The sequence below is a fragment of the Dactylosporangium aurantiacum genome, assembly GCF_000716715.1.
Lineage (GTDB): Bacteria > Actinomycetota > Actinomycetes > Mycobacteriales > Micromonosporaceae > Dactylosporangium > Dactylosporangium aurantiacum.
Window position 1 is genome coordinate 1 of the sequence record NZ_JNYJ01000065.1, and the last position, 20271, is coordinate 20271.

The window sequence follows — 20271 nt, forward strand, 5'->3', positions numbered from 1 at the left end:
GAATCCTCGGACACGACAAGCGTGTCACGGGGTCAATCAATTGGCACTGGCTTAACAAGCACCCTGTTGAGTTCTCAAACAACCAACACACACCGCTGAAGCTCGCTAAGCGAAGCTCGCCTCATCCGGGGCAACTTCTCTACTTTACCAGGTCGCTCGCCGTTGTCAAGTCCGTGTTTTCGGGCTGTTCAACTGCAAGCGGCTTTCCCAAAGCATAACAACAGCACCGTTTCCGGTGATCTTGTTTCGGGAGATCCGGTAGGACCGGCCGGCACTGGAGCGTCACGCTCGCTTGCCCGCCCGGCTCCCTGCCGGCTTTGTTACTTTACCAGTCCGTTCCGTCCTGTCAAGTTCGCGTTGACCGCTTGTTGACGCTCTGGCCCGGCTCCCGCGCATGCCGACCGCACCGTCTCCGGTGTGGGGACCTGCTCGGGATTCCGACTGGACCGGCCGGCTCGCACCTCTCGGTGCTCACCCGCCCGGCTCCCTGCCGGCTGATCTAAGCTACCCGGCCGGCTTCGCGATCGCAAATCAGGCTTACACCGTCTGAAATCGCACCACCCGGGGACAAACACCGTGAACGGGTCGTTTCCGACCAGCTCTCGGACCTGGAGAACCGTACGGGGAACGACGAACCCGAGTCAAATCGGCCGTGCACCGGCCCTGCCGAACAGGGAGGATGGCGACATGACGCCGAGCCCCCGCGCTGACGCGCTGCTGGAGCTGCTCTTCCCCGTGTGGCAGTTCGTGATCGGTGTGGTCGTCGCGTTGGTGGTCGTCATCGCCACCTACCGGCTCGCGCTACGGGGACCCTCGCGCATGCGCACCGTGCTGATCGTCACGGGCGCGGCCATCGTGGGGATCACCGTCTTCGGCATCCTGAGCGCCCGCTCCGCATAGGTCAGGAGGTGCGCGGCATCAGTCAGGGACACGTGACGCCCGCGAGAGCCACCGCTCAGAGCCGCCGGTTCGCCAGACTCGGCAGCGTCGCCCGGATCTCCGCCAGCCGCGCGAAGTCCAGATCCGCGAACGTGACACCCACGACATCCGGCGCCAGCGCGACCACCGTCCCCCACGGATCGACCACCATGCTCCGCCCGAAGCACGTCCGGTCCGGGTCGTGGTTGCCGACCTGCCCGGCGGCCAGCACATAGCACTGGTTCTCGATCGCCCGGGCGCGCAGCAGCGGCTCCCAATGGTCGCGCCCCGTGTGCAGCATGAACGCCGCCGGCACCACGAGCACGGTCGCGCCGTCGATCGCGAGCTGCCGGTACAGCTCCGGGAAGCGCAGGTCGTAGCAGATCGACAGCCCGACCATGGCCTCGTCGACGGGCAGCAGCGTGGTCCCGGTGCCCGGGGCGACGGTCGCGGACTCGTGATAGGAGACCCGGCCCGGGATCTCCACGTCGTAGAGGTGGATCTTCCGGTACGTGCCGGCGAGCCCACCCTGCCGGTCGAAGACGAGCGTCGTGTTGTAGGTGTGCTCCGCGTCTGGACCGATCTCGTGGAACGAGCCGGCGTGCACCCAGATCCCGAGCTCCCGCGCCGCGTCGGCGAAGAAGGTGGCGAACTCCCCGTCGATCGGCTCCGGCTTCGGCGCGCCCTCGGCCCGGCCGAGATAGTCCACGTACTCCGGCAGCACCGCCAGATCGGCGCCACCCGCGGCGGCCCGCTCCAGCAGGCCCCTGGCCACCCTCAGGTTCTCCGCCCGGTCGTCACGGGCGTTGAGCTGACACACCGCTACGCGCATACCTCCAGCCTATCGATCAGGCGGCGCTCAGCACGAGTGCCGCGGCGGCCAGACCGAGGCCAGTGATCTGCAGCGGCCGCATCCGCTCCCGGTCGACGGCCATGGCCAGGAACACGGTGCTGACCGGGTAGAGCGACGCGATCGGCGCGGCGATGCTCAGCATCCCGTCCCGCACCGCCATGAGGTAGAAGGCGTTGGCGGTCACGTCGAACACGCCGGCCGTGCCCGCGAGCACGACCGATGTGCCGTCCATTCGCGTCGGTACGCGCATCAACCGCATCGCCACGAGCAGACCGACGGCGCCGGCGACCCGCCCCGACAGCAGCGGCCACATCCCGGACTCGTGCGACGTCTGGGCGAGCAGCGTGAAGTACCCGCCGAACAGCACCCCGGCGGCGAGCGCGGCGGCAACCAGGCGCTTGGAGACGGTCCCCCCGGCGCTCGGGCCGGCGCTCACGAGCGTGATGGCGACGACGGCGAGCACGGCACCGGCGAGCGCCAGGGTCGACGGGCGGCGGTCGAGCACCAGGCCGAGCAGGAGCGGCACCGCGGCGGTCGTGGTCGCGGTCAGCGGCGCGACGACCGACATGGCACCGCCGGACAGCGCGCGGTAGAAGACGACGAGACCGGCGACGCCGAGTACACCCGCCGCGGCGCCCCAGCCGAGGTCCGCGGCCGCCGGCACGCCGGGCCGGGTGACGAGCAGCCAGCCGATGACGAGCGGAATGCCGGCCAGCTCGGCGACGAGCGCGATGCCGACCGAGTTGGTGCGCTGACTCGCCTTGCCGCCGGCGAAGTCACCCGCACCCCAGATGAGCGCGGACGTGGCGGCGAAGAGGAGTGACAACACGCCGGCCACGATATGCGTTGGCTAGACGGCCTGCCACCACGTTTTCCGTCGTACCGAACGGTCACACACCATTTTTCCGTGGCGTGAGCTGGGCGTTCGTCGTACGGACGCCGCCGCGGGAACACCGGAAGGACGTGGCACGAAACACGCCGCCCACCTGGAACGGTGGACGGCGTGCCGGTGGTCGGTGCGGATCAGGCCGACTTCTCCTCGCGGTCCGCGCGGCGGCGGCCGGCCCGGTGGGCAGCCAGGTCGCGCGGGACGATGGTCGGGATGACCTTCTCGAGGACGACCTCGCGGGTGATCAGGACCCGGGCGATGTTCGGGTTGCTGGGCACCTCGTACATCACGCTGAGGAGGACCTCCTCCATGATCGCGCGGAGCCCCCGGGCGCCGGTGCCGCGGAGGATCGCCTGGTCGGCGATCGACTCGAGGGCCTCGGCGTTGAACTCCAGCTCGACGCCGTCCAGCTCGAACAGGCGCTGGTACTGCCGCACGAGCGCGTTGCGCGGCTCGGTGAGGATCTTGACCAGGGCGTCGCGGTCGAGGCTCTTGACGCTGGTGATGACGGGGAGCCGGCCGATGAACTCGGGGATGAGCCCGAACTTCAGCATGTCCTCCGGCATCACGTCGCCGAAGCTGTCGTCCATGGTGCGGTCGGTGATCGAGCGCAGGTTGGCGCCGAAGCCGGTGCCGCCCTTGCCGACCCGCGCCTGGACGATCCGGTCCAGGCCCGCGAACGCGCCGCCGCAGATGAACAGCACGTTGGACGTGTCGATCTGGATGAACTCCTGGTGCGGGTGCTTGCGGCCGCCCTGCGGCGGCACGTTGGCGACCGTGCCCTCGATGATCTTCAGCAGCGCCTGCTGCACGCCCTCGCCGGACACGTCCCGGGTGATGCTGGGGTTCTCCGACTTGCGGGCGATCTTGTCGACCTCGTCGATGTAGACGATGCCGGTCTCGGCGCGGCGGATGTCGTAGTCCGCGGCCTGGATCAGCTTCAGCAGGATGTTCTCGACGTCCTCGCCGACATAGCCGGCCTCGGTGAGCGCCGTGGCGTCCGCGATCGCGAACGGCACGTTGAGCATCCTGGCGAGGGTCTGCGCGAGGTGGGTCTTGCCGCAGCCCGTCGGGCCGATCAGCAGGATGTTGGACTTGGCCAGCTCCACGCCGTCGCTGCCCGTGTTGCCGCCGGATTCGGCCTGGACCCGCTTGTAGTGGTTGTAGACCGCCACCGCGAGGGCCTTCTTCGCCTGGTCCTGTCCCACCACGTACTGGTCGAGGAAGGCGCAGATCTCCATCGGCTTGGGCAGCTCGTCGAACTTGACGTCACCGGACTCGGCGAGCTCTTCCTCGATGATCTCATTGCAGAGATCGATGCACTCGTCGCAGATGTAGACGCCGGGTCCGGCGATCAGCTTCTTCACCTGCTTCTGCGACTTGCCGCAGAAGGAGCATTTCAGTAGGTCGCCGCCGTCGCCGATCCGTGCCACCTACGATCTCCCTGCCTTCAGCCGGACTGACTGCCCGGATCGCATCGTGCTGTCGTTGCCGCGCGGCGCCCGCGTGAGGTGCCCGCCGCCGCTCGCGTCGTGCTTCGTGCGTGTTGCTTGGTGCTGCCTCGACGTTACCTGGTGGTCGGCAGTATTCCGACCCCCTGGGGCGTGGTGTCTTTCCGGAGGGCCACATCGGCCCGCCAGACCGTGAGGTGAGGCGGGCCGAGCGTGGACCTGTGGCACTACGCCCCGGAAGCGACCAGCGCCGACTTCTTGCGGCTGACGAGAATGTTGTCGACCAGCCCGTACTCCTTGGCCTCCTCGGCCGTCAGGATCTTGTCACGGTCGATGTCCTTGCGGACCTTCTCGATCGGCTGCCCGGTGTGGCGGGACACCATCTCCTCGAGATTCGTGCGCATCCGCATGATCTCGCGCGCCTGGATCTCGATGTCGGATCCCTGTCCGTAACCGCCCTCGGTGGCCGGCTGGTGGATGATGATCCGCGAGTTCGGCAGGGCGAGCCGCTTGCCGGGCGTGCCGGCCGCGAGGAGCACCGCCGCGGCGCTCGCCGCCTGGCCGAGGCAGACGGTCTGGATGTCCGGCCGCACGTACAGCATCGTGTCGTAGATCGCCGTCATGGCGGTGAACGAGCCGCCGGGCGAGTTGATGTACATGATGATGTCGCGGTCCGGCTCGTTGCTCTCCAGCGTCAGCAGCTGCGCCATCACGTCGTTGGCCGACGCGTCGTCGATCTGCACGCCGAGGAAGATGATCCGGTCCTCGAACAGCTTGTTGTACGGGTTGGTCTCCTTGATCCCGTACGACGTGCGCTCCACGTAGGACGGGAGGATGTAACGGTTGTGCACCTCGCGCAACGCCGGGGGCAGGCTCAGATCGGTCATCGCTTCGCTCCTCAAGCCAGGGTTCCGGCGCCTTCCGGAGCCTGCTGGGCCCCGGTGATCACCTTGTCGATGAAGCCGTAGTCGCGCGCCTCTTCGGCGGTGAACCAGCGGTCGCGGTCGGAGTCGGCCTCGATCTGCTCCAGGCCCTGGCCCGTGTGGAACGCGACCCGCTCCTGGAACATCCGCTTGGTGTAGAGCATCTGCTCGGCCTGGATGGCGATGTCCGAGGCCGTGCCGCCGATGCCGCCGGAGGGCTGGTGCATCATGATCCGCGCGTGCGGCAGCGCCATGCGCTTACCCGGCGCGCCGGCGCACAGCAGCAGCTGGCCCATCGACGCCGCCATGCCCATCGCGACCGTCGCCACGTCGTTGGTGACAAACTGCATGATGTCGTAGATCGCCATGCCCGAGTAGACGGAGCCACCGGGCGAGTTGATGTAGAGCCAGATGTCGCGCTCCTCGTCCTCGGCGGCGAGCAGGAGCATCTGGGCACAGATCCGGTTGGCGACCTGGTCGTTGACCTCGCTACCAAGGAAGATGATGCGCTCCTTGAGCAGCCGGTTGAACACCGAGTCGTCGAGCGTCAGGCTCGAGTCCGCGCCCCGACCGCGCCCCGAGGGCGCGGGACTGACTGGCGACGCTGGAATATGCAGGTCGGTCATGGCAGCCCTTCGCAAGAGTCTTGTACTTGCCGACCCTAACCGGTGTTGGGAGCGGGAGCTTCCCATGCTCACCGCATTTCGCTATGAGCGCACCGTGGTCGACCGGGCCCGCAGCGTCCGCCCGGGCCCGGTCGATCGGGTCAGTGGTTGTGACCCTCGTGGTCACCGTGGTCGTGGCCCTCGTGCTCGTCCACCGGGCCGCGCAGGTCGTCCAGCGACAGCGCGGTGCCCTCCGAGTCGACGATCTTGACGCGCTCCAGCACCAGGCCCAGCGCCTTGCCCCGCCGGACGTCGCCGAAGACCGCGCCGGCGACACCGGCCTGGACCAGCTGGTCGTAGTACTGCTGCGGGCCGACCCCGGCGCGCTGCGCCCGGTGCACGATCTCGTGCCCGAACTCGTCGTCGCTCACCTGGATGTTCTCGGCGTCGGCCAGGGTGTCGAGCACCAGCTGCACCTTCACGCCCTCGACGGCCGCCTCGTTGAGCTCGGCGTCCATCTCCTCCTCGGTCTTGCCCTCCGTGGACAGGTAGTCCTCGAACGACGCGCCGATGCGCTGGAGCTGATCGTTCATCGACTCCTTGCGCGACTCCACCTCGTCCTTCACCACGCCCTCCGGCGCGGGGACGTCGGTGGCCTCGATGACGGCCTTCAGCGCCAGGTCACGGGCCGAGTAGAGCTGCTCCATCCGCTTCACCCGGCTCAGCCGCGTGCGCAGGTCGTCCTTCAGCTCCTCGAGCGTGTCGAACTCGCTCGCCAGCTGCGCGAACTCGTCGTCGACCGGCGGCAGCTGCTTGTCCTTGACCGACTTGACGGTCACCGCCACCTCGGCGTCGCGCCCCTCGAACTCCCCGCCGACCAGCTGCGTGGTGAACGTGGTCGACTCACCGGCCGACATGCCGACCAGCACGTCGTCCAGGCCCGGCACGAGCTGGCCGCTGCCGACCTCGTGGGAGATGTTGTTGGCGCTGCCGCCCGGCACCTCCTCGCCGTCGACCTTCGCGACCAGGTCGATCTGGACGAAGTCGCCGACCAGCGCCGAACGCTCCACCGTCTTCAGCGTCGCGAACCGGTCCCGCAGCCCCTTGAGCTGCTCCTCGACGTCATCCTCGCTCACCACGAGCGCGTCGACCGTCACCTGGATCTCGCTCAGGTCCGGCAGCGTGATCTCCGGCCGCACGTCCACCTCGGCGGTGAACTTCAGCGGCTGCCCGTCGGCGAACTCGGTGATCTCCACCTCGGGCCGGCCGAGCGTCTTCACCTCGTGCTCACGCACCGCGGCGAGGATCTGTGTCGGGATGACCTCCTGCACCGCCTCGTTGAGCACAGCGCCCCGGCCGACCCGCTGGTCGATCACGGCGCTGGGCACCTTGCCGCGGCGGAACCCGGGAATCACGACCTGCGAGCCGATCTCCCGGTAGGCCTTCTTCAAGCTGGGCTCCAGCTCGGCGAACGGCACCTCGATTTCGAGCCGCACGCGCGTCGGGCTCAGGGTCTCGACGGTGCTCTTCACAGAACTTCTCCTCATGGGTCGCGGTCAGCCGCTCCAACGGCTGGGTGGACTGGCGGCTGCCTGGTGTGTCCCGGTCGGGGTGGCGGGATTTGAACCCACGGCCCCTCGCTCCCAAAGCGAGTGCGCTACCAAACTGCGCTACACCCCGGTGCTGTGCGTCGGCAAGTGTATGCGTTGGGTCCGACAGTCCGCCGCTCGGTATGGCGGTGTCGCACTGCATGGACCCGCCGTCTGCCTTCCCGGCGAGGATTCGGTACGCTGGGAGACGCACCCGGCACCACCGGGCGCACGCGGGCGTAGCTCAATGGCAGAGCTTCAGTCTTCCAAACTGACGGTGTGAGTTCGATTCTCATCGCCCGCTCTTCACTCTTCCGGCAGGTCAGCGCCGGTCGCGCCGCGGTGCGGGCGGCGGGGATGACCGCTTTGACCGTGTCTTTCCGGTTCACCGCATGGCCGTAAGTTTCCCGCGACGCCGGCGCCGGCGGGGCGCCGCGACGGGCACCCGCGAGCGGGCCGCCCGGGGATACTGCCCGGACCCTCGCCTTCCACTCGGCCGGCGGCTCGACCTCACCCTCGAGTTGCTCCGCCGCGCAGCCGCGCCGTCAGCGCGGAGCGGAGGCTCCCGACCCTCCGCCCAAGGGGCACAGGCGGCACCGCCGGCATGGGGGCACGGTCAGGGCGCGGACGCTCCGGACCCCGCGGTCCCCATCAGCCCGAAGCCGCCGAAGCAACCCACGCAGCACAGGACGAGGAGCAGGATCGGCGCGACCGTCATCACGATCCAACCCCACAGCGCGATCTTGCCCGCGCGGAACAGGCCGACCTTCTCCTGCTCCGCCGCCTGCGTGGACGACGGCGGCGGCTGGTGCTGGGCGTACGGCGGGGACAGGTGGGGCGGCTGCTGGAACCCGTACGGCGGCGGCACGGGCTGCCGCATCGGCGCCGGCAGATTCGCGGCCGGCGGGGTACGGTCCGGGCAACGGCACGACCCGGGTGAATCCCCGAAATCAGCCGGTCCGGGTCGTTGCCCAGAGCGGTCACCGCCCCCGGTCGGCGGGACCGCCGCACCGGATGCCGCCACCGCCGGCACCAACGACCGGCGGCGGTCGACGAACGGCCCGGCGAAGCTCAGGAGACCGTCAGCGGGCGGGCGTTCAGCAGGGCCGTGTGCTGGCGCTGGGCGGCGTCCAGCAGGGCCCGCCAGGCGTCCTCGCCGATCGGGAGCCTCGTCGGGCGGTCGTCGGAGGCGATCAGCCGCAGCACCTCCGCCGCGAACAGTGACGGCGGGTTGGCGATCGGCAGCTGCTTCATGGCGCGGGAGCCGGCGAGCATCGGGGCGGTGACGTCACGGTACGTGTCCAGGTGCGCCGACTCGGTCAGCGTGGTGCCCCATTCGGTGGCGAAGCAGCCGGGCTCGACGGCGACGACGTTGACGCCGGTGCCGGACAGCTCCTGCGACAGGGCGTCGACCATGCCTTCGAGGGCGTACTTGGCGGCGGTGTACGCACCCAGGCCCGGGTACGCGAGGCGGCCCGCGGTCGAGGAGACCATGACGATGTCGCCGTGGCCCCGGGCGCGCATCTGGGGCAGGACCATGCGGGTCAGTCGCCACGGGGCGAACAGGTTGGTCGCGAACTGGGCCGCCAGCTCCGCGTCGGTGACCTCCTCGACGGCGCCGAAGTGGCCGTAGCCGGCGTTGTTGACCAGGACGTCGATGCCGCCGAAGCGGGCCGTGGCGGCGTGCACGGCGTTGTGACAGTCGTCCGGGTCGCACACGTCGAGCGCGCAGGTGGCGAGCGTGCGCGGGTACGCGTCACGCAGGTCCTCGAGCGTCTCGGGACGGCGGGCGGTGGCGAGGACCTGTTGCCCGGACGCGGCGACCGCCTCAGCGAGCGCCCGGCCGAGTCCGGTGGAGCATCCGGTGATCAACCAGCGACGAGTCATGTGGGACATAGTGACTCTCAGTATCCGTTCAAGGGCAGAGCGAGAAACGTGAGTGACCGTCATTCACCGAAGAATCCGCCGTTCGTGTCGGCGGCCGGAGCGGGCCGTAGAGTTGCGGCATGCGCTCGCTCGCCGAGCTGATCTCCGAGGACCGGTCGGCGTGGGCCGAGGTCGAGGCGGCGGTCAGCGCGTCACCGTTCGCGGTGGAGATCCTGCCGACCGACCCGGACCGGGCGGCGGCCTGCCTGCAGCGGCTCCAGGTGACCACGAAGTCGTGGCTGGGGTCGCTGGTGTACCTGTCCGGCGGGATCGTCGTCGACGACGGCTGGCTGCGGATCCTCGGCTCCGGGCACCCGCAGCGGCGCCTGCCCGACATCCACACGGTCAACGCGGGGTTCGAGGGCGCCGGGCTGGTCGTCGCGCAGGACGTGATGGGCGGCGAGTTCGTGTGGCGGCAGGGCGACGGCCCGACCCCCACGATCCACTACTTCGCGCCCGACACGCTGGGCTGGGAGGACCTCGGCCTCGGGTACACCGACTGGCTGTACGGCATGCTCGGCGGCGCGATCGACCGGTTCTACCTGAGCTGGCGCTGGCCGGGCTGGCAGGACGAGGTCGCCGCGGTGCCGTTCGACGCCGGGCTGCACACCGCGCCACCGCTGTTCGCCGCCGAGGGCAAGGACGTCGCCGACGTGAGCCGCCGGCCGATCCCGATGACCCAGCTGGTCAGCGTGCTGCACGACTTCGCCGACCAGTTCGGCGCCTGAGGTGGACGGACCGGTCCAGCTGCACCACCGCGTCGAGGGACCGCCGGACGCGCCCGCGGTGGTGCTGCTGCACGGCGGGGGCAGCCGCGGCGCCACCTGGGACCTGTTCACGCCGGCCCTGGTCGCGGCCGGGCACCGGGTCGTGGTGCCGGACCTGCGCGGGCACGCCGGCAGTCCGCGCTCCCGGTCGTACACCCTGGAACATCACCGCGACGACGTCCTGGCGCTGCTCGACCGGCTCGGCCTGGACGCCGTGACGCTCGTCGGGCATTCACTCGGCGGCTACGCCGCGTCGCTGGTCGCGCAGGAGCAGCCGGCCCGGGTCACCCGGCTGGTGCTGGAGGACCCGCCGGCACCGCCGCGACACAGCGAGGGCCGGCTGTCGCTGGGGCGCCTGCTGCTGCTGTCCATCGGGACCGTCGATCCGCGCCGGCGGTACGACCGGCTCGCCCTCACCTCCGCGATCGCGCAGCTGCGCCAGGGGCACCCCGGGTGGTGGGACGCGCTGCCGCGGATCACCGCGCCGACCCTGCTGCTGTCCGGCGGGCCCGCCAGTCACATCGCGCCGGCGCGGCTGGCCGAGGTGGCGGCCGGCATCCCGCACTGCGAGCTGGTCACGGTGCCGGTCGGGCACCGCATCCACAGCACCGCCCCGGACGCGTTCCGCGAGACGGTGCTGCGTTTCCTCGGCGATGCTGTCCGGGACGGCACGCCCGCTCCGACGTCTCCGGCGGAAGGTGCCGTTCGAGAGGAGTGACCCGTGAAGTACATGATCCTCAGCTACGCGTCGCAGCGCGACTACGACGAGATGGCCGGCAGGCCGGGCGACGCCCCGGTGTGGACGCCGGAGGACTTCGCCGCCATGGGCGAGTTCATGGCGAAGTTCAACCAGGAGCTGGAGGCGTCGGGCGAGCTGGTGGAGACCCGGGCGCTGGGCGCGCCGGTGCACACGCGGCGCATCGGTGGCTCGCCGGCGCTGGTCACCGATGGCCCGTACGCCGAGACCCAGGAGGTCCTCGCCGGGTACTGGATCGTCGAGGTCGACAGCTTCGACCGGGCCACCGAGATCGCCGCCCGGCTCGGCGAGTGCCCGGCGCCGCCGCAGGTCGCGAAGACGGCGTACGCGGACGTGCGGCCGGTCGTCGAGAGCGCCGGTGAGCTCGGCCTCTGACCGGCGACCGCGGCTCGGGGACCTGCTGCGCGAGCTGGCGCCGCAGGTCCTCGGCGCGCTGGTGCGCCGCTACGGGCACTTCGACCACGCCGAGGACGCCGTCCAGGAGGCCCTCATCGCGGCCGCCGCGCAGTGGCCGGCCGCCGGCGTCCCGGACTCGCCACGGGCCTGGCTCATCACCGTCGCGTCGCGGCGGCTGACGGACCTGCTGCGCAGCGAGGAGGCGCGGCTGCGCCGCGAGGCGCAGTGGGTGCCCCCGGCGCCGTCGGCCACCGGCCACGACGACAGCCTGATCCTGCTCTCGATGTGCTGCCACCCGTCGCTGAGCGCCCCCGACCAGATCGCGCTGACACTGCGGGCCGTCGGCGGCCTGAGCACCGGCGAGGTGGCCCGGGCGTTCCTGGTGCCGGAAGCGACGATGGCCCGCCGGATCAGCCGCGCGAAGCAGCGGATCAAGCAGAGCGGTGTCCCGTTCGCACTGCCCGACACGTTCTCCACCGCCGTGCCGCACGTGCTCTACCTGATGTTCAACGAGGGGTACGCCGCCACCGCCGGCCCCGACCTGCACCGCCCCGACCTCGCGGCCGAGGCGATCCGGCTGGCGCGGCTCGTACACCGGCTGCTGCCAGACGACAGCGAGGTCGCCGGGCTGCTCGCGCTGATGCTGCTCACCGACGCGCGCCGGCCGGCCCGCACCGCGCCGGACGGCACCCCGGTCCCCATGGACGCCCAGGACCGCTCCCTGTGGAACGCGTCGTTCATCGCCGAGGGCGTCGCCCTGGTCACGGCGGCGCTGCCCCGCGGGCCGCTCGGCCCGTTCCAGGTGCAGGCGGCGATCGCGGCCCTGCACGACGAGGCCCCGTCGGCGGCGCAGACCGACTGGCCGCAGATCGTCGCCCTGTACGAGCTGCTGCTGACCCTCACCGACAACCCGATGGTCGCGCTCAACCACGCGGTGGCCGTGACCATGGCCGCGGGCCCCGCCGCCGGCCTGGCGCTGCTGGCGCCGCTGTCGTCCGTGCCGCCGCTGCGGGGCGATCACCGGTTCCACGCCGTCCACGGGCACCTGCTGGAGATGTCCGGCGCCGCGGAGGAGGCATGCGCGGCGTACACGACCGCCGCCGGGCTCACCGGCAGCGTGCCGTTGCAGCGGTACCTGCACGCCCAGGCCGCCCGCCTCCGATCCGGACGCCCGGGCACGTAGCGGACGTTTCCCCATGTCAATTCCATGATCGGGCTGATTTCGAACGCCTGTACGAGTAGGGTCCCCGATCATGGAGACCACCTGCGCCGCCGTGAAACTGACCCCTACCGCCACCGGCGACATCCCGGTCCGCTGCACGAAACGCCCGGACCACGTCACCGCCGGCGACCCCGTCCACGAGGCGCGAGTGGGCGTCTTCCCGGTCAGGTGGACGAACGCCGAATGACTGACCGAACGTGGTCCGTTCCCGACCTTCCGTGACCGTCGCCTCGGCGTTCGACAACCGATTCGCGCCCGAGCGGCCGATCACCGGACGCGGCCGGCGGCGGAGGATCGCGGTCATGAGCCGTCGCCGTCTCGTTGCCGTCGTGGTGGTGCTGCTGGCACTGACCGGATGCGGATCCGCCGGGAAGCCGACCGGGGAGCCCTTGGTCGGCGTCACGTCGCCGTCCCTGTCCCCGTCGCCGTCCTTGTCCCCGTCGCCGTCCGCGGCGGCCTCCGCCGTGACGGGCGCTCCGGCGACGCCGACCGGGACGACAGACGCGCCGAAGCCACCGACCACGAAAGCGGCGCCGCCGAAGACGACCGCCCCGGCCGGCGGCAACAGCAACGTCCACCCGGGGGCGTTCTGCTCCCCGGAGGGCGCGCTGGGCCGGACCTCGTCTGGGACCCTGATGCGCTGCACCCGCAAGGCGGGCGAGGACCGCGCCCGGTGGCGCGCCGCCTGACCGGACGACGCGCGTACCTCGTTGCGGCACGCCGCACCGCGGCTCTTGCCGATCAAGTGGGACGAGGCGCTGTGCACGCACCCGCGGCGCGACCGCGGCCGTGCACGCCTGCCTGCGCCCCGGCTGTCAGGCGACCAGCGCCGCCCGCAGGGCTGACACGTCGTCGTCCTTCAGGCCGTACGCGTGGGCCCAGTCCTGCATCGAGCCCCACCGGTCCTTCGCCAGTTCGAGCGTCTGCAGCATCATCGCCGCCTGGGGGGTCCAGTCCAGGACCGACGGGGGGCGGGGTGGCAGGCCCAGGCGGTCGACGACCACCGAGACCCGTTCGTGGATGCGGGGCATCGCCGGGGCGGTGGCCGCGTAGTCCGCGGCGATGACCTCGTCCGGGACGCCGAGGAGGCTGAGGACGACGGCGGCGAGCACGCCGGTGCGGTCGCAGCCGGCCTCGCAGTGGAAGACGGCGGGCAGGGTGGAGGAGCGGGTGAGCAGGCGGACGGTGCCGGCGAGGACGTCGCCCTTCTCGGTGAGCATGGCGACGTAGTGGCCGACGAGGTCGGCGGCGCCGCTCACGTCGGCGATCGGGGCGGAGACGTACTCGACGGGGGCGGTGGCGAGGGGGCCGCGGCCGAGGTGGGTGACCTCGTACTCGCCGCGCAGGTCGATGACGGTGGCCAGGCGCAGGTCGTGCAGGAGGTGCGCGGCGTCGGACTCGGTGGCGTACGCGAGGGAGTCGCTGCGGAACAGGCGGCCGGGACGGATCGCGCCGCCGGCCGCCGGGAGGCCGCCGAGGTCACGGAAGTTGATCAGGCCTTCCAGCGTGCGGGGGGCCCGGCGGCGGCGCCAGCGTCTCACCCGGACAGGCCCGTCAGCCAGTTCCAGAACTGCACGAACCAGCCGACCTCGCGCAGGTACGCGATGCCGGCGGCGGCCAGGAACAGGCCGGTGAGCGCGTGGGCACCCTTCGCGCTGCGGCGGACGCGGCCGAAGCGCTGCTCCAGCACGAGCCGGCCGACGAGGCGGGTCAGGGCGAACACGCCGACGGCGACGGCGAGCACGACCAGGAACGCGATGAACGGACCGGTGAGGCTGCCGTCGCTGTCCAGGGCCCACAGGCCCCAGCAGATGAAGGCGATGAACGCGCCGGTGCCGGTCAGCTCCCAGCCGATCCTGAGGGTGCGGGCGCGCTCGCCGGGCTCCGGCCGGTACATGGGACGCTCGGGCTCGGTGTCGATCGGCATCATGCCGGTCGGGTCGGGCGCCGGGCGGGGGACGACCCGGGCGCGACCGCGCATCTGCGGCACGCCGGCCTCGGAGACGGCGACCCCGGACGCGCCCGGCGACACCGGCGCGCCCGACACCGGCGGCGCCGAGACGGGCGGGGCGGACACGGGCGGCGCGGCGTAGAAGGCGGTCGGCGCGGTGTGGCCGGCGCGGAGGGCGACCAGCTCCCGTTCGAGGCGTTCGATGCGCTGGTACGCGTCGGTCTCGGTGCCCGCGACCGACGGCCGGGCCCGGCCGATGGCGCGCGAGGTCTCCGAGCCGTCCGGCTCGACCCAGTCGCAGCCGACGTCGGGCAGGCCGGACCGGCGCACCAGCTCCGCCAGGTGGGCCAGCCAGCCCGGCAGCTCCCGGGTCTCGGGCCGCTCCGACGGGCGGTCGGCCAGCGGTGCGTGCAGGTGGTCACGCAGCGCGGGGAGGCGCTCCAGCAGCGGGTGGCGGCGCAGCACGTTCCACGGCGGCGGGGACGCCTCCTGCGGGCCGCGCTGGTCGGTGCGGCCGTCGACACGCGGGTACGCGCCGGTGACCATGAAGTACGCGACGGCGCCGAAGCCGTGCACGTCGTAGGCGGGGCCGACCTGCTTCACGCCGCCGAACGCCTCCGGGCCGCCGGACTCCGGGGTGTAGGCGATCTGGGTGATCTCCTCCTCGCGGAAGTACCGGGCGCCGGTGAAGTCGATCAGGCGCACCTCGCCGGTGGCCAGGACCATGACGTTGGACGGCTTCACGTCCATGTGCAGCACGGCCGTGGCGCCGGACTGCTGCGGGTGGTGCAGCGCCTGCAGCACCGAGCTGAGGGTCTTGAGCGCGGCGACGGCGTTGAGCCGGGTGCCGCCGGGCGCCATGCCGGAGCGCTGGGCGACGTATTCGCGCAGGTTCACCCCGTGCAGGTAGTCGTAGACCTGGTACGGCACGGCGTCGCCCGGCGCCGGGCGCTCCCCCGGCCGGTGCGGCGGCGGGCCGTAGAAGCCGTCGGCGCGCCGGCAGATGCCGCCGACGCCCCGGTTGTTGAGGTCCATGAGCGCGGCGTCGCCCTTGTCCCAGGACCGCAGCTCGTCGGCGATCGGGCGCTGGGGATCGATCCGGAAGACCTTCACGGTCATCGGCGCCGACGTCACCCCGCCGCAGATGCGCACCGCTCGATAGACGTCGGCCTGCCCGCCCGAGCCCAGGTGGGCGACGAGCCGGTAGCGCTGGAACGTCTCAGGCAAAGGGCTCGCCGGACCACATACGAGGTCCAGCAACGCACCCTGCGTCATCGTGCGACTCCCCCCAGATCAAACTTTCCGCCCCCGGATACTTCCGAGAGTAACCACGTCACGAAATCGGTCGCGCTCAGTGGAGGTCACGAGGTAGACACGACTGCGTGACCGGATACACGCTGCGCGCCGCCACGACCGCCGACATCGACGCGTTCAGCCGGGTGATCCGGGGTGCGTTCTTCGTGACGGCCGAGCCGGACCCGTCCGACTCGATCCGCACCGTGCTGGACCCGGCCCGCTACACCCTCGCCGAGCTCGACGGGCAGATCGTCGGCACCGCCGGCATCTTCACCCGCGACCTCGCCGTGCCGGGTGCGGTCATCCCGGCCGCGCACGTCACCGGCGTGTCGGTGGCCGCCACGCACACCCGCAAGGGGCTGCTGCGCCGGATGATGACCAGCCAGCTGAGCACCGCCCCGGAGGCGATCGCCGTGCTGTGGGCGTCGGAGGGCCGCATCTACCAGCGCTTCGGCTACGGTCTGGCCACGCAGAACGTGACCGTCCGGGCCGACCGCCGGGAGCTGACGGTCCGCGGCGACGCCGGGGTCGGCACGGGCACCCTGCGCGCGGCGGTCCCCGCCGAGGTGCGCAAGGAGTTGTCGCAGGTGTACGACCGGGTCCTGCCGGACCAGCCCGGTTGGTCCAGCCGCGACGACGCCTGGTGGGCCCATCTCACCCACGACCCCGAGGACCGGCGCGAGGGGTTCACGGCGACCCGCGCGGTGCTCTACGAGAACGCCGACGGCGTGGTCGACGGCTACACCCGGTACCGCGTGCGCAACGAGTGGGACGACAACGGCCCGAAGGGCGAGGTCAACGTCGTCGAGCTGGTCGCCGCCACCCCGGACGCGGCGGCGGCGCTGTGGCGCTTCCTGCTCGGTGTCGACCTGACCCGCACCGTCGTCAAGGGCCTGTCCAGCCCCGACGAGCCGCTCTTCCACCTGGTCGAGGAGCCGCGCCGGCTGGGCGGCAAGATCGGCGACGGGCTGTGGGTGCGCATCGTCGACCTGCCCCGCGCGTTGACGGCCCGCCGGTACGCGGCACCCGTCGACGTCGTCCTCGAGGTCACCGACACCCTCCTACCGGCCAACGCGGGCCGCTGGCGCCTGCGCGTCGGCGCCGGCGGCGCCCTGGTCAACTGCGCCCCCACCGCCGCGCCGGCGGACCTGACCTGCGACGTCACCGACCTGGGCGCGGCGTACCTGGGCGGCACGAAGCTCGGCGCGCTCGCCGCGACCGGCCGCGTCCAGGAGCACCGGCCCGGCGCCGTGGCCGCCGCCAGCACGGCCTTCGGCTGGCACGTCACCCCCACATCGATCGAGATCTTCTGATCCCTCGGCTGGCGGGCGGTGAACGGGTAGGGTCTGGGGTGTGGGTGGTATCCAGCGCCGGCGGCGCCGCATGCGGCATCACCAGCCCGTGACCACCGACGTGCGCCCGCCCGGCCAGGACCCCTCCGCCGAGGACGCCGCACCGGCGCCGGAGGCCGACGACGCCGTACCGGCCAGGGAGGCCGGGGACGCCGCAGCGGCGCGGGACGCCAAGGACGCCGCGGCGGTGGACGGGTCGCCCGCGGACCCGGATGGCCCGCCGGCGCCGGGCGACGCGGCGACGGTGACCGAGGACGCCGTGGCGAAGACCGCGCCGACGACCGCACCGACGGTGGCCGACGATGCGGCGGCGAAAACCGCGGCGGCGCTGGCGGACGATGCCGTGGCGAAGACCGCGGCGACGCCGGTCGGGGTGGCCGCCGTGGTGAAGCCGCACCCGCCGGTCCCACATCCGCCGGTCCCACATCCGCCGGCCCCGCACCCGCCGGTCCCACGCCCGCCGATGCACCCGCCGGTGAGCACGCAGCCGACGTCCGGCCCTCCATCGGGCCCCGCGTCCGGCGCCGCCGTCCCCGGAGCAGCCGTCCCCGGAGCAGCCGTCCCCGGCACCGCCGTCCCCGGAGCCGCGACGGCCCCGCGTGATCGTGCCGCCGCCGGCGCGGACACCGGCACGCCGAGCGCCGCGCCGACCAGTCCGGCGCCGCCGAGCCCGGCGCAGCTGGCCGAGCTGTCAGGGGCGTTCGCGATGACCGCGAGCGTGCACGACCCCGAGGCCGACGCCGACGGCCAGGCCGGTGAGCGACCCGCGGCGCACGGCAAGGACGAGCCCGACCATGACCACGATCACCACCACCACGACACCCACCACCACCATCACCACCATCACGACGAGGTGGTCTCCGAGCGCGGCCTGCGCGGCCTGGTCGGCGGCGGGGCGTCGCAGGTGAGCGTCTCGGCGGCGATGCGGGCCCGGGACGCGGCCCGCCCCACCGACGAGGACCTCGCGGCCGCCGACCGCGACCTGCAGATCATCCGCCGCGGCTGGGTGCCCCGCGAGGAGCTGACCCGCCCCGGCCACCGCCCGCGCTCCTGACGGCCGCGACGCCGGCCGGCGCGCTCCTGACGGCCGCGACGGCAACCACCCGCGTTCCTGACGACCGTGACGACAACCAGCCGCGGGCAGCGGACAGCCGGGCAGCGGACGGCAGGCGGCGGGGGCGGCGGGCGAAGGTCTGGTGCCCGCACCCGGCGAGGCGGCGAGGCCCCGATGGCGACACCGACGAGCCCCGACGGCGAAGCGCGCGACGCCCGACGGCGAAGCGCGCGACGCCCCGACGGCGAGGCGACGAGGCGGCGAGGCCCCGATGGCTACACCGACGAGCCCCGACGGCGAAGCGCGCGACGCCCCGACGGCGACCCGGCGAGCCCGGACCGCGAAGCGGCGAGCCCGGACCGCGAAGCGGCGAGCCCGGACCGCGAAGCGGCGAGCCCGGACCGCGAAGCGGGGCCTCAGTCGGGCAGGGGCGGCAGGACGCGGGTCGTGTCGTACTCGAGGACCTGCGCGATGCGGCGGGCGTGCCGCTCGTTGCCCGAGAAGGCCGTGGACAGGAACGCCGTCACGAGGGCCGTGGCCTCGTCGAGGGTGTGCTGGCGGGCGCCGACGGCGACGATGTTCGCGTCGTTGTGCTCGCGGCCGAGGCGGGCGGTGTCCAGGTTCCACGCGAGGGCGGCCCGCACGCCGGGGACCTTGTTGGCCGCGATCTGCTCGCCGTTGCCGGAGCCGCCGATGACGACGCCGAGGCTGCCGGGGTCGGCGACCACGCGGGCGCCGGTGTGGAAGCAGAAGGCCGGGTAGTCGTCGTCGGGGTCGAACTTCGCCGGGCCGACGTCGACGACCTCGTAACCCTGCAGCCCCAGGGCGCCGACCAGGTGCACTTTCAGCTCATAGCCGGCGTGGTCCGAACCAAGATAGACGCGCATACCGGGAAGTCTGTCAGAGCTGGATCAGGCCCAGGCAGGAACCCACCACCAAGGCGAGCCCGACGAACAGCAGCCCGGAGACCCATCCGGCGGTGGCGCCGCCGGTGAGGCGCCAGTGCCGCCGCCGGTCCCAGACGAGGGCGGCGGCGGCGAAGGCGCCGATACCGATGGCGGCGACCATGGCCGCGATGAAGATCCGCATGTGCACACCCCAGGCCGAAGACGAAACGGCCTAGTGTCTACCACGATCGGGTGACGCTACGACAGTTGGGCGACGACCAGGCCGGCCCGGGCCTTCGGGGTGAACCAGGTGCTCTTGCGGGGCATCTTCTGCCGGGCGAGGTTCACCGCGACGAAGTCGTCCACGGTGACCGGGGCGATGAGCACCGCCAGCTCGGCGCGGCCCGCGTCGACCTCGCCGCGCAGCCATGAGGCCGGGTAGTCGCCGCCGACGTAGGTGATGCGCTTGTCGCCCGGGTCCAGCCCGAGGGTGTCGGCGAAGAGCCGGCGCTCGACGAGGGCGTGGTCGAGGTTGCCGACGACCCCGCCGTCCGGGTCGCGGGGAAGCTCGACGGCCCAGGCGCCGTCGCGGGTGTACAGGTGGACCCGCCCGCCGGTCGCGGGGATCTCGGCGGTGTCCAGGGCGGTGCCGCCGAAGGTGACGTCGCCGGGCAGCTCGGCGACGAGCCGGTTGTACGGCTGGATCGCCACCGACTCGGGGGTGGTGACCACGGCCAGGAAGCGCGGGTAGCCGGCGGTCTGCGCGGCGAGGCTGCGGTGGTTGCCGTCGGCGACGACGAGCTCGCCGCCGCCGGCGAGGGCGAGGAGCCGGTCGCGGGTGGTGCCGGCCGCGACGGGCCAGATCTCGTGGCTGCGCCCGGCCGGGTCGACGTCGGTGACGACGGGCGTGCCGGCGTCGGCGCAGGCGTGGGCGAGCGCGGTGTGCAGGGCCTCGCCGTGCGCGGTCTGCAGCAGCAGCACCGGCGACAGCAGGTGCTGCGTGGCCTCGGCGAGGGCGACCCGCTCGCGGACCTTCTCGATGAAGACGTCCTCGTTGCGGATGACCGCGCCGGGCTCCTCGGCGCTGGTGGAGATCTGGTCCGTGGCGACCATGCACCACAGCCCGTAGGCGCGGGCGCCGTCGGGTGCGGTGATCCGGTAGAGCACGACCACGTCGGCGGCGGCGGTGTAGTGCCCGTCGTCCTTGGCCGCCTGGAGGCGGGCCACGGCGTCGGGAAGGCTGTCGTGGAAGGAGCGGCCGACGTTGTCCGGCGCCCGGTGGGGCATCTCGATGGCGAGCGCGCTGGACGGGTTGTCCGCGATGATCGCGGTGATCTCCGCGTCGTCGGCGAACTCGTCGTAGTTCTGCGCGCCGGTGCCTCCGGTGGAGAGCCAGGCGTGGGCGATCGGGTACGCAACCGTCATGAACGAAACG

General features: G+C 72.2%; 21 protein-coding genes, 2 tRNA genes and 1 pseudogene. 10 read left to right on the forward strand and 14 right to left on the reverse strand.

From position 1 onward, the window contains the following. Nucleotides 1–687 precede the first annotated feature (687 nt). On the forward strand, nt 688–900 hold the full coding sequence (locus OP18_RS45380; RefSeq protein ID WP_033365872.1) for a hypothetical protein: 213 nt from the start codon (nt 688–690) through the stop codon (nt 898–900). Nucleotides 901–955: 55 nt separating this feature from the next. Here the strand turns inward: OP18_RS45380 and OP18_RS45385 are convergent, their stop codons facing one another. From OP18_RS45385 to OP18_RS45415, 7 genes are all read right to left on the reverse strand, one after another. Then, nucleotides 956–1750 (reverse strand): carbon-nitrogen hydrolase family protein, encoded by a 795-nt coding sequence (locus OP18_RS45385; RefSeq protein ID WP_033365874.1) that lies wholly within the window; start codon nt 1748–1750, stop codon nt 956–958. Between the two features lie 16 nt (nt 1751–1766). Further along, nucleotides 1767–2600, reverse strand: a complete 834-nt coding sequence (locus OP18_RS45390; RefSeq protein WP_033366069.1) for an EamA family transporter — start codon at nt 2598–2600, stop codon at nt 1767–1769. A 194-nt stretch (nt 2601–2794) separates the two neighbouring features. Further along, on the reverse strand, nt 2795–4093 hold the full coding sequence (gene clpX / locus OP18_RS45395; protein ID WP_033365878.1) for an ATP-dependent Clp protease ATP-binding subunit ClpX: 1299 nt from the start codon (nt 4091–4093) through the stop codon (nt 2795–2797). A gap of 245 nt (nt 4094–4338) precedes the next feature. Further along, complete coding sequence (locus tag OP18_RS45400; protein ID WP_033365881.1) at nt 4339–4998, reverse strand: ATP-dependent Clp protease proteolytic subunit; 660 nt, start codon at nt 4996–4998, stop codon at nt 4339–4341. An 11-nt stretch (nt 4999–5009) separates the two neighbouring features. Continuing rightward, nucleotides 5010–5660, reverse strand: coding sequence for an ATP-dependent Clp protease proteolytic subunit (locus OP18_RS45405; protein ID WP_033365883.1), 651 nt, complete (start codon nt 5658–5660; stop codon nt 5010–5012). Nucleotides 5661–5800: 140 nt separating this feature from the next. Then, a complete protein-coding gene (tig, locus tag OP18_RS45410) occupies nt 5801–7171 on the reverse strand; it encodes a trigger factor (protein WP_033365885.1) in 1371 nt (456 codons plus the stop codon). A gap of 74 nt (nt 7172–7245) precedes the next feature. Then, nucleotides 7246–7319: transfer RNA gene (locus OP18_RS45415), tRNA-Pro, on the reverse strand. Between the two features lie 142 nt (nt 7320–7461). On the opposite strand from OP18_RS45415, the gene OP18_RS45420 reads away from it, so the two are divergent. Then, a tRNA-Gly gene (locus OP18_RS45420) sits at nt 7462–7532 on the forward strand. Nucleotides 7533–7844: 312 nt separating this feature from the next. On the opposite strand, the gene OP18_RS45425 is transcribed toward OP18_RS45420, so the two are convergent. Together OP18_RS45425 and OP18_RS45430 are read right to left on the reverse strand one after the other, a co-directional pair. After that, nucleotides 7845–8108 carry a hypothetical protein gene (locus tag OP18_RS45425; protein WP_052388324.1) on the reverse strand — a complete coding sequence of 88 codons (264 nt, stop codon included), beginning with the start codon at nt 8106–8108 and terminating at the stop codon, nt 7845–7847. Between the two features lie 191 nt (nt 8109–8299). After that, nucleotides 8300–9115, reverse strand: coding sequence for an SDR family oxidoreductase (locus OP18_RS45430; RefSeq protein WP_033365887.1), 816 nt, complete (start codon nt 9113–9115; stop codon nt 8300–8302). A gap of 119 nt (nt 9116–9234) precedes the next feature. Between OP18_RS45430 and OP18_RS45435 the strand changes: the two genes are divergently transcribed. From OP18_RS45435 to OP18_RS45455, 6 genes are all read left to right on the forward strand, one after another. After that, complete coding sequence (locus OP18_RS45435) at nt 9235–9882, forward strand: DUF2625 family protein (protein WP_033365890.1); 648 nt, start codon at nt 9235–9237, stop codon at nt 9880–9882. Between the two features lies 1 nt (nt 9883). Continuing rightward, nucleotides 9884–10639, forward strand: coding sequence for an alpha/beta fold hydrolase (locus OP18_RS45440; RefSeq protein WP_033365892.1), 756 nt, complete (start codon nt 9884–9886; stop codon nt 10637–10639). Nucleotides 10640–10651: 12 nt separating this feature from the next. Beyond that, the gene (locus OP18_RS45445) at nt 10652–11053 is read left to right on the forward strand and encodes a YciI family protein (RefSeq protein WP_211273884.1); all 402 of its coding nucleotides are present in this window, start codon (nt 10652–10654) and stop codon (nt 11051–11053) included. Beyond that, on the forward strand, nt 11037–12257 hold the full coding sequence (locus OP18_RS45450) for an RNA polymerase sigma factor (RefSeq protein WP_052388326.1): 1221 nt from the start codon (nt 11037–11039) through the stop codon (nt 12255–12257). Before OP18_RS45445 ends, OP18_RS45450 begins: the two co-directional genes overlap by 17 nt. 70 nt (nt 12258–12327) lie before the next feature. Beyond that, nucleotides 12328–12483 carry a hypothetical protein gene (locus tag OP18_RS58250; protein WP_156090244.1) on the forward strand — a complete coding sequence of 52 codons (156 nt, stop codon included), beginning with the start codon at nt 12328–12330 and terminating at the stop codon, nt 12481–12483. A gap of 115 nt (nt 12484–12598) precedes the next feature. Continuing rightward, nucleotides 12599–12985 (forward strand): hypothetical protein, encoded by a 387-nt coding sequence (locus tag OP18_RS45455; RefSeq protein WP_156090245.1) that lies wholly within the window; start codon nt 12599–12601, stop codon nt 12983–12985. A gap of 126 nt (nt 12986–13111) precedes the next feature. Here OP18_RS45455 and OP18_RS58925 read toward each other — a convergent pair whose 3' ends face one another. Beyond that, nucleotides 13112–13837 carry a tyrosine-protein phosphatase gene (locus tag OP18_RS58925; protein WP_052388327.1) on the reverse strand — a complete coding sequence of 242 codons (726 nt, stop codon included), beginning with the start codon at nt 13835–13837 and terminating at the stop codon, nt 13112–13114. Continuing rightward, nucleotides 13834–15522: a protein kinase domain-containing protein gene (locus tag OP18_RS54060; RefSeq protein ID WP_081971679.1), complete on the reverse strand. Its 1689-nt coding sequence runs from the start codon at nt 15520–15522 to the stop codon at nt 13834–13836. The genes OP18_RS58925 and OP18_RS54060 overlap by 4 nt, the downstream gene beginning before the upstream one ends. Before the next feature lie 107 nt (nt 15523–15629). On the opposite strand from OP18_RS54060, the gene OP18_RS45470 reads away from it, so the two are divergent. After that, on the forward strand, nt 15630–16856 hold the full coding sequence (locus OP18_RS45470) for a GNAT family N-acetyltransferase (protein ID WP_033365899.1): 1227 nt from the start codon (nt 15630–15632) through the stop codon (nt 16854–16856). Nucleotides 16857–17754: 898 nt separating this feature from the next. After that, nucleotides 17755–17949, forward strand: a pseudogene (locus tag OP18_RS62405) (hypothetical protein); the annotation flags it as partial. 416 nt (nt 17950–18365) lie between these two features. Here the strand turns inward: OP18_RS62405 and OP18_RS45480 are convergent. From OP18_RS45480 to OP18_RS45490, 3 genes are read right to left on the reverse strand one after another with little or no spacing between them, the layout of a single operon-like run. Beyond that, nucleotides 18366–18836 (reverse strand): ribose-5-phosphate isomerase, encoded by a 471-nt coding sequence (locus OP18_RS45480; protein WP_033365901.1) that lies wholly within the window; start codon nt 18834–18836, stop codon nt 18366–18368. Nucleotides 18837–18849: 13 nt separating this feature from the next. Next, nucleotides 18850–19038: a hypothetical protein gene (locus OP18_RS45485; protein WP_033365906.1), complete on the reverse strand. Its 189-nt coding sequence runs from the start codon at nt 19036–19038 to the stop codon at nt 18850–18852. Between the two features lie 56 nt (nt 19039–19094). Continuing rightward, nucleotides 19095–20261: a DUF1015 family protein gene (locus OP18_RS45490; protein ID WP_033365907.1), complete on the reverse strand. Its 1167-nt coding sequence runs from the start codon at nt 20259–20261 to the stop codon at nt 19095–19097. Between the last annotated feature and the right edge of the window lie 10 nt (nt 20262–20271).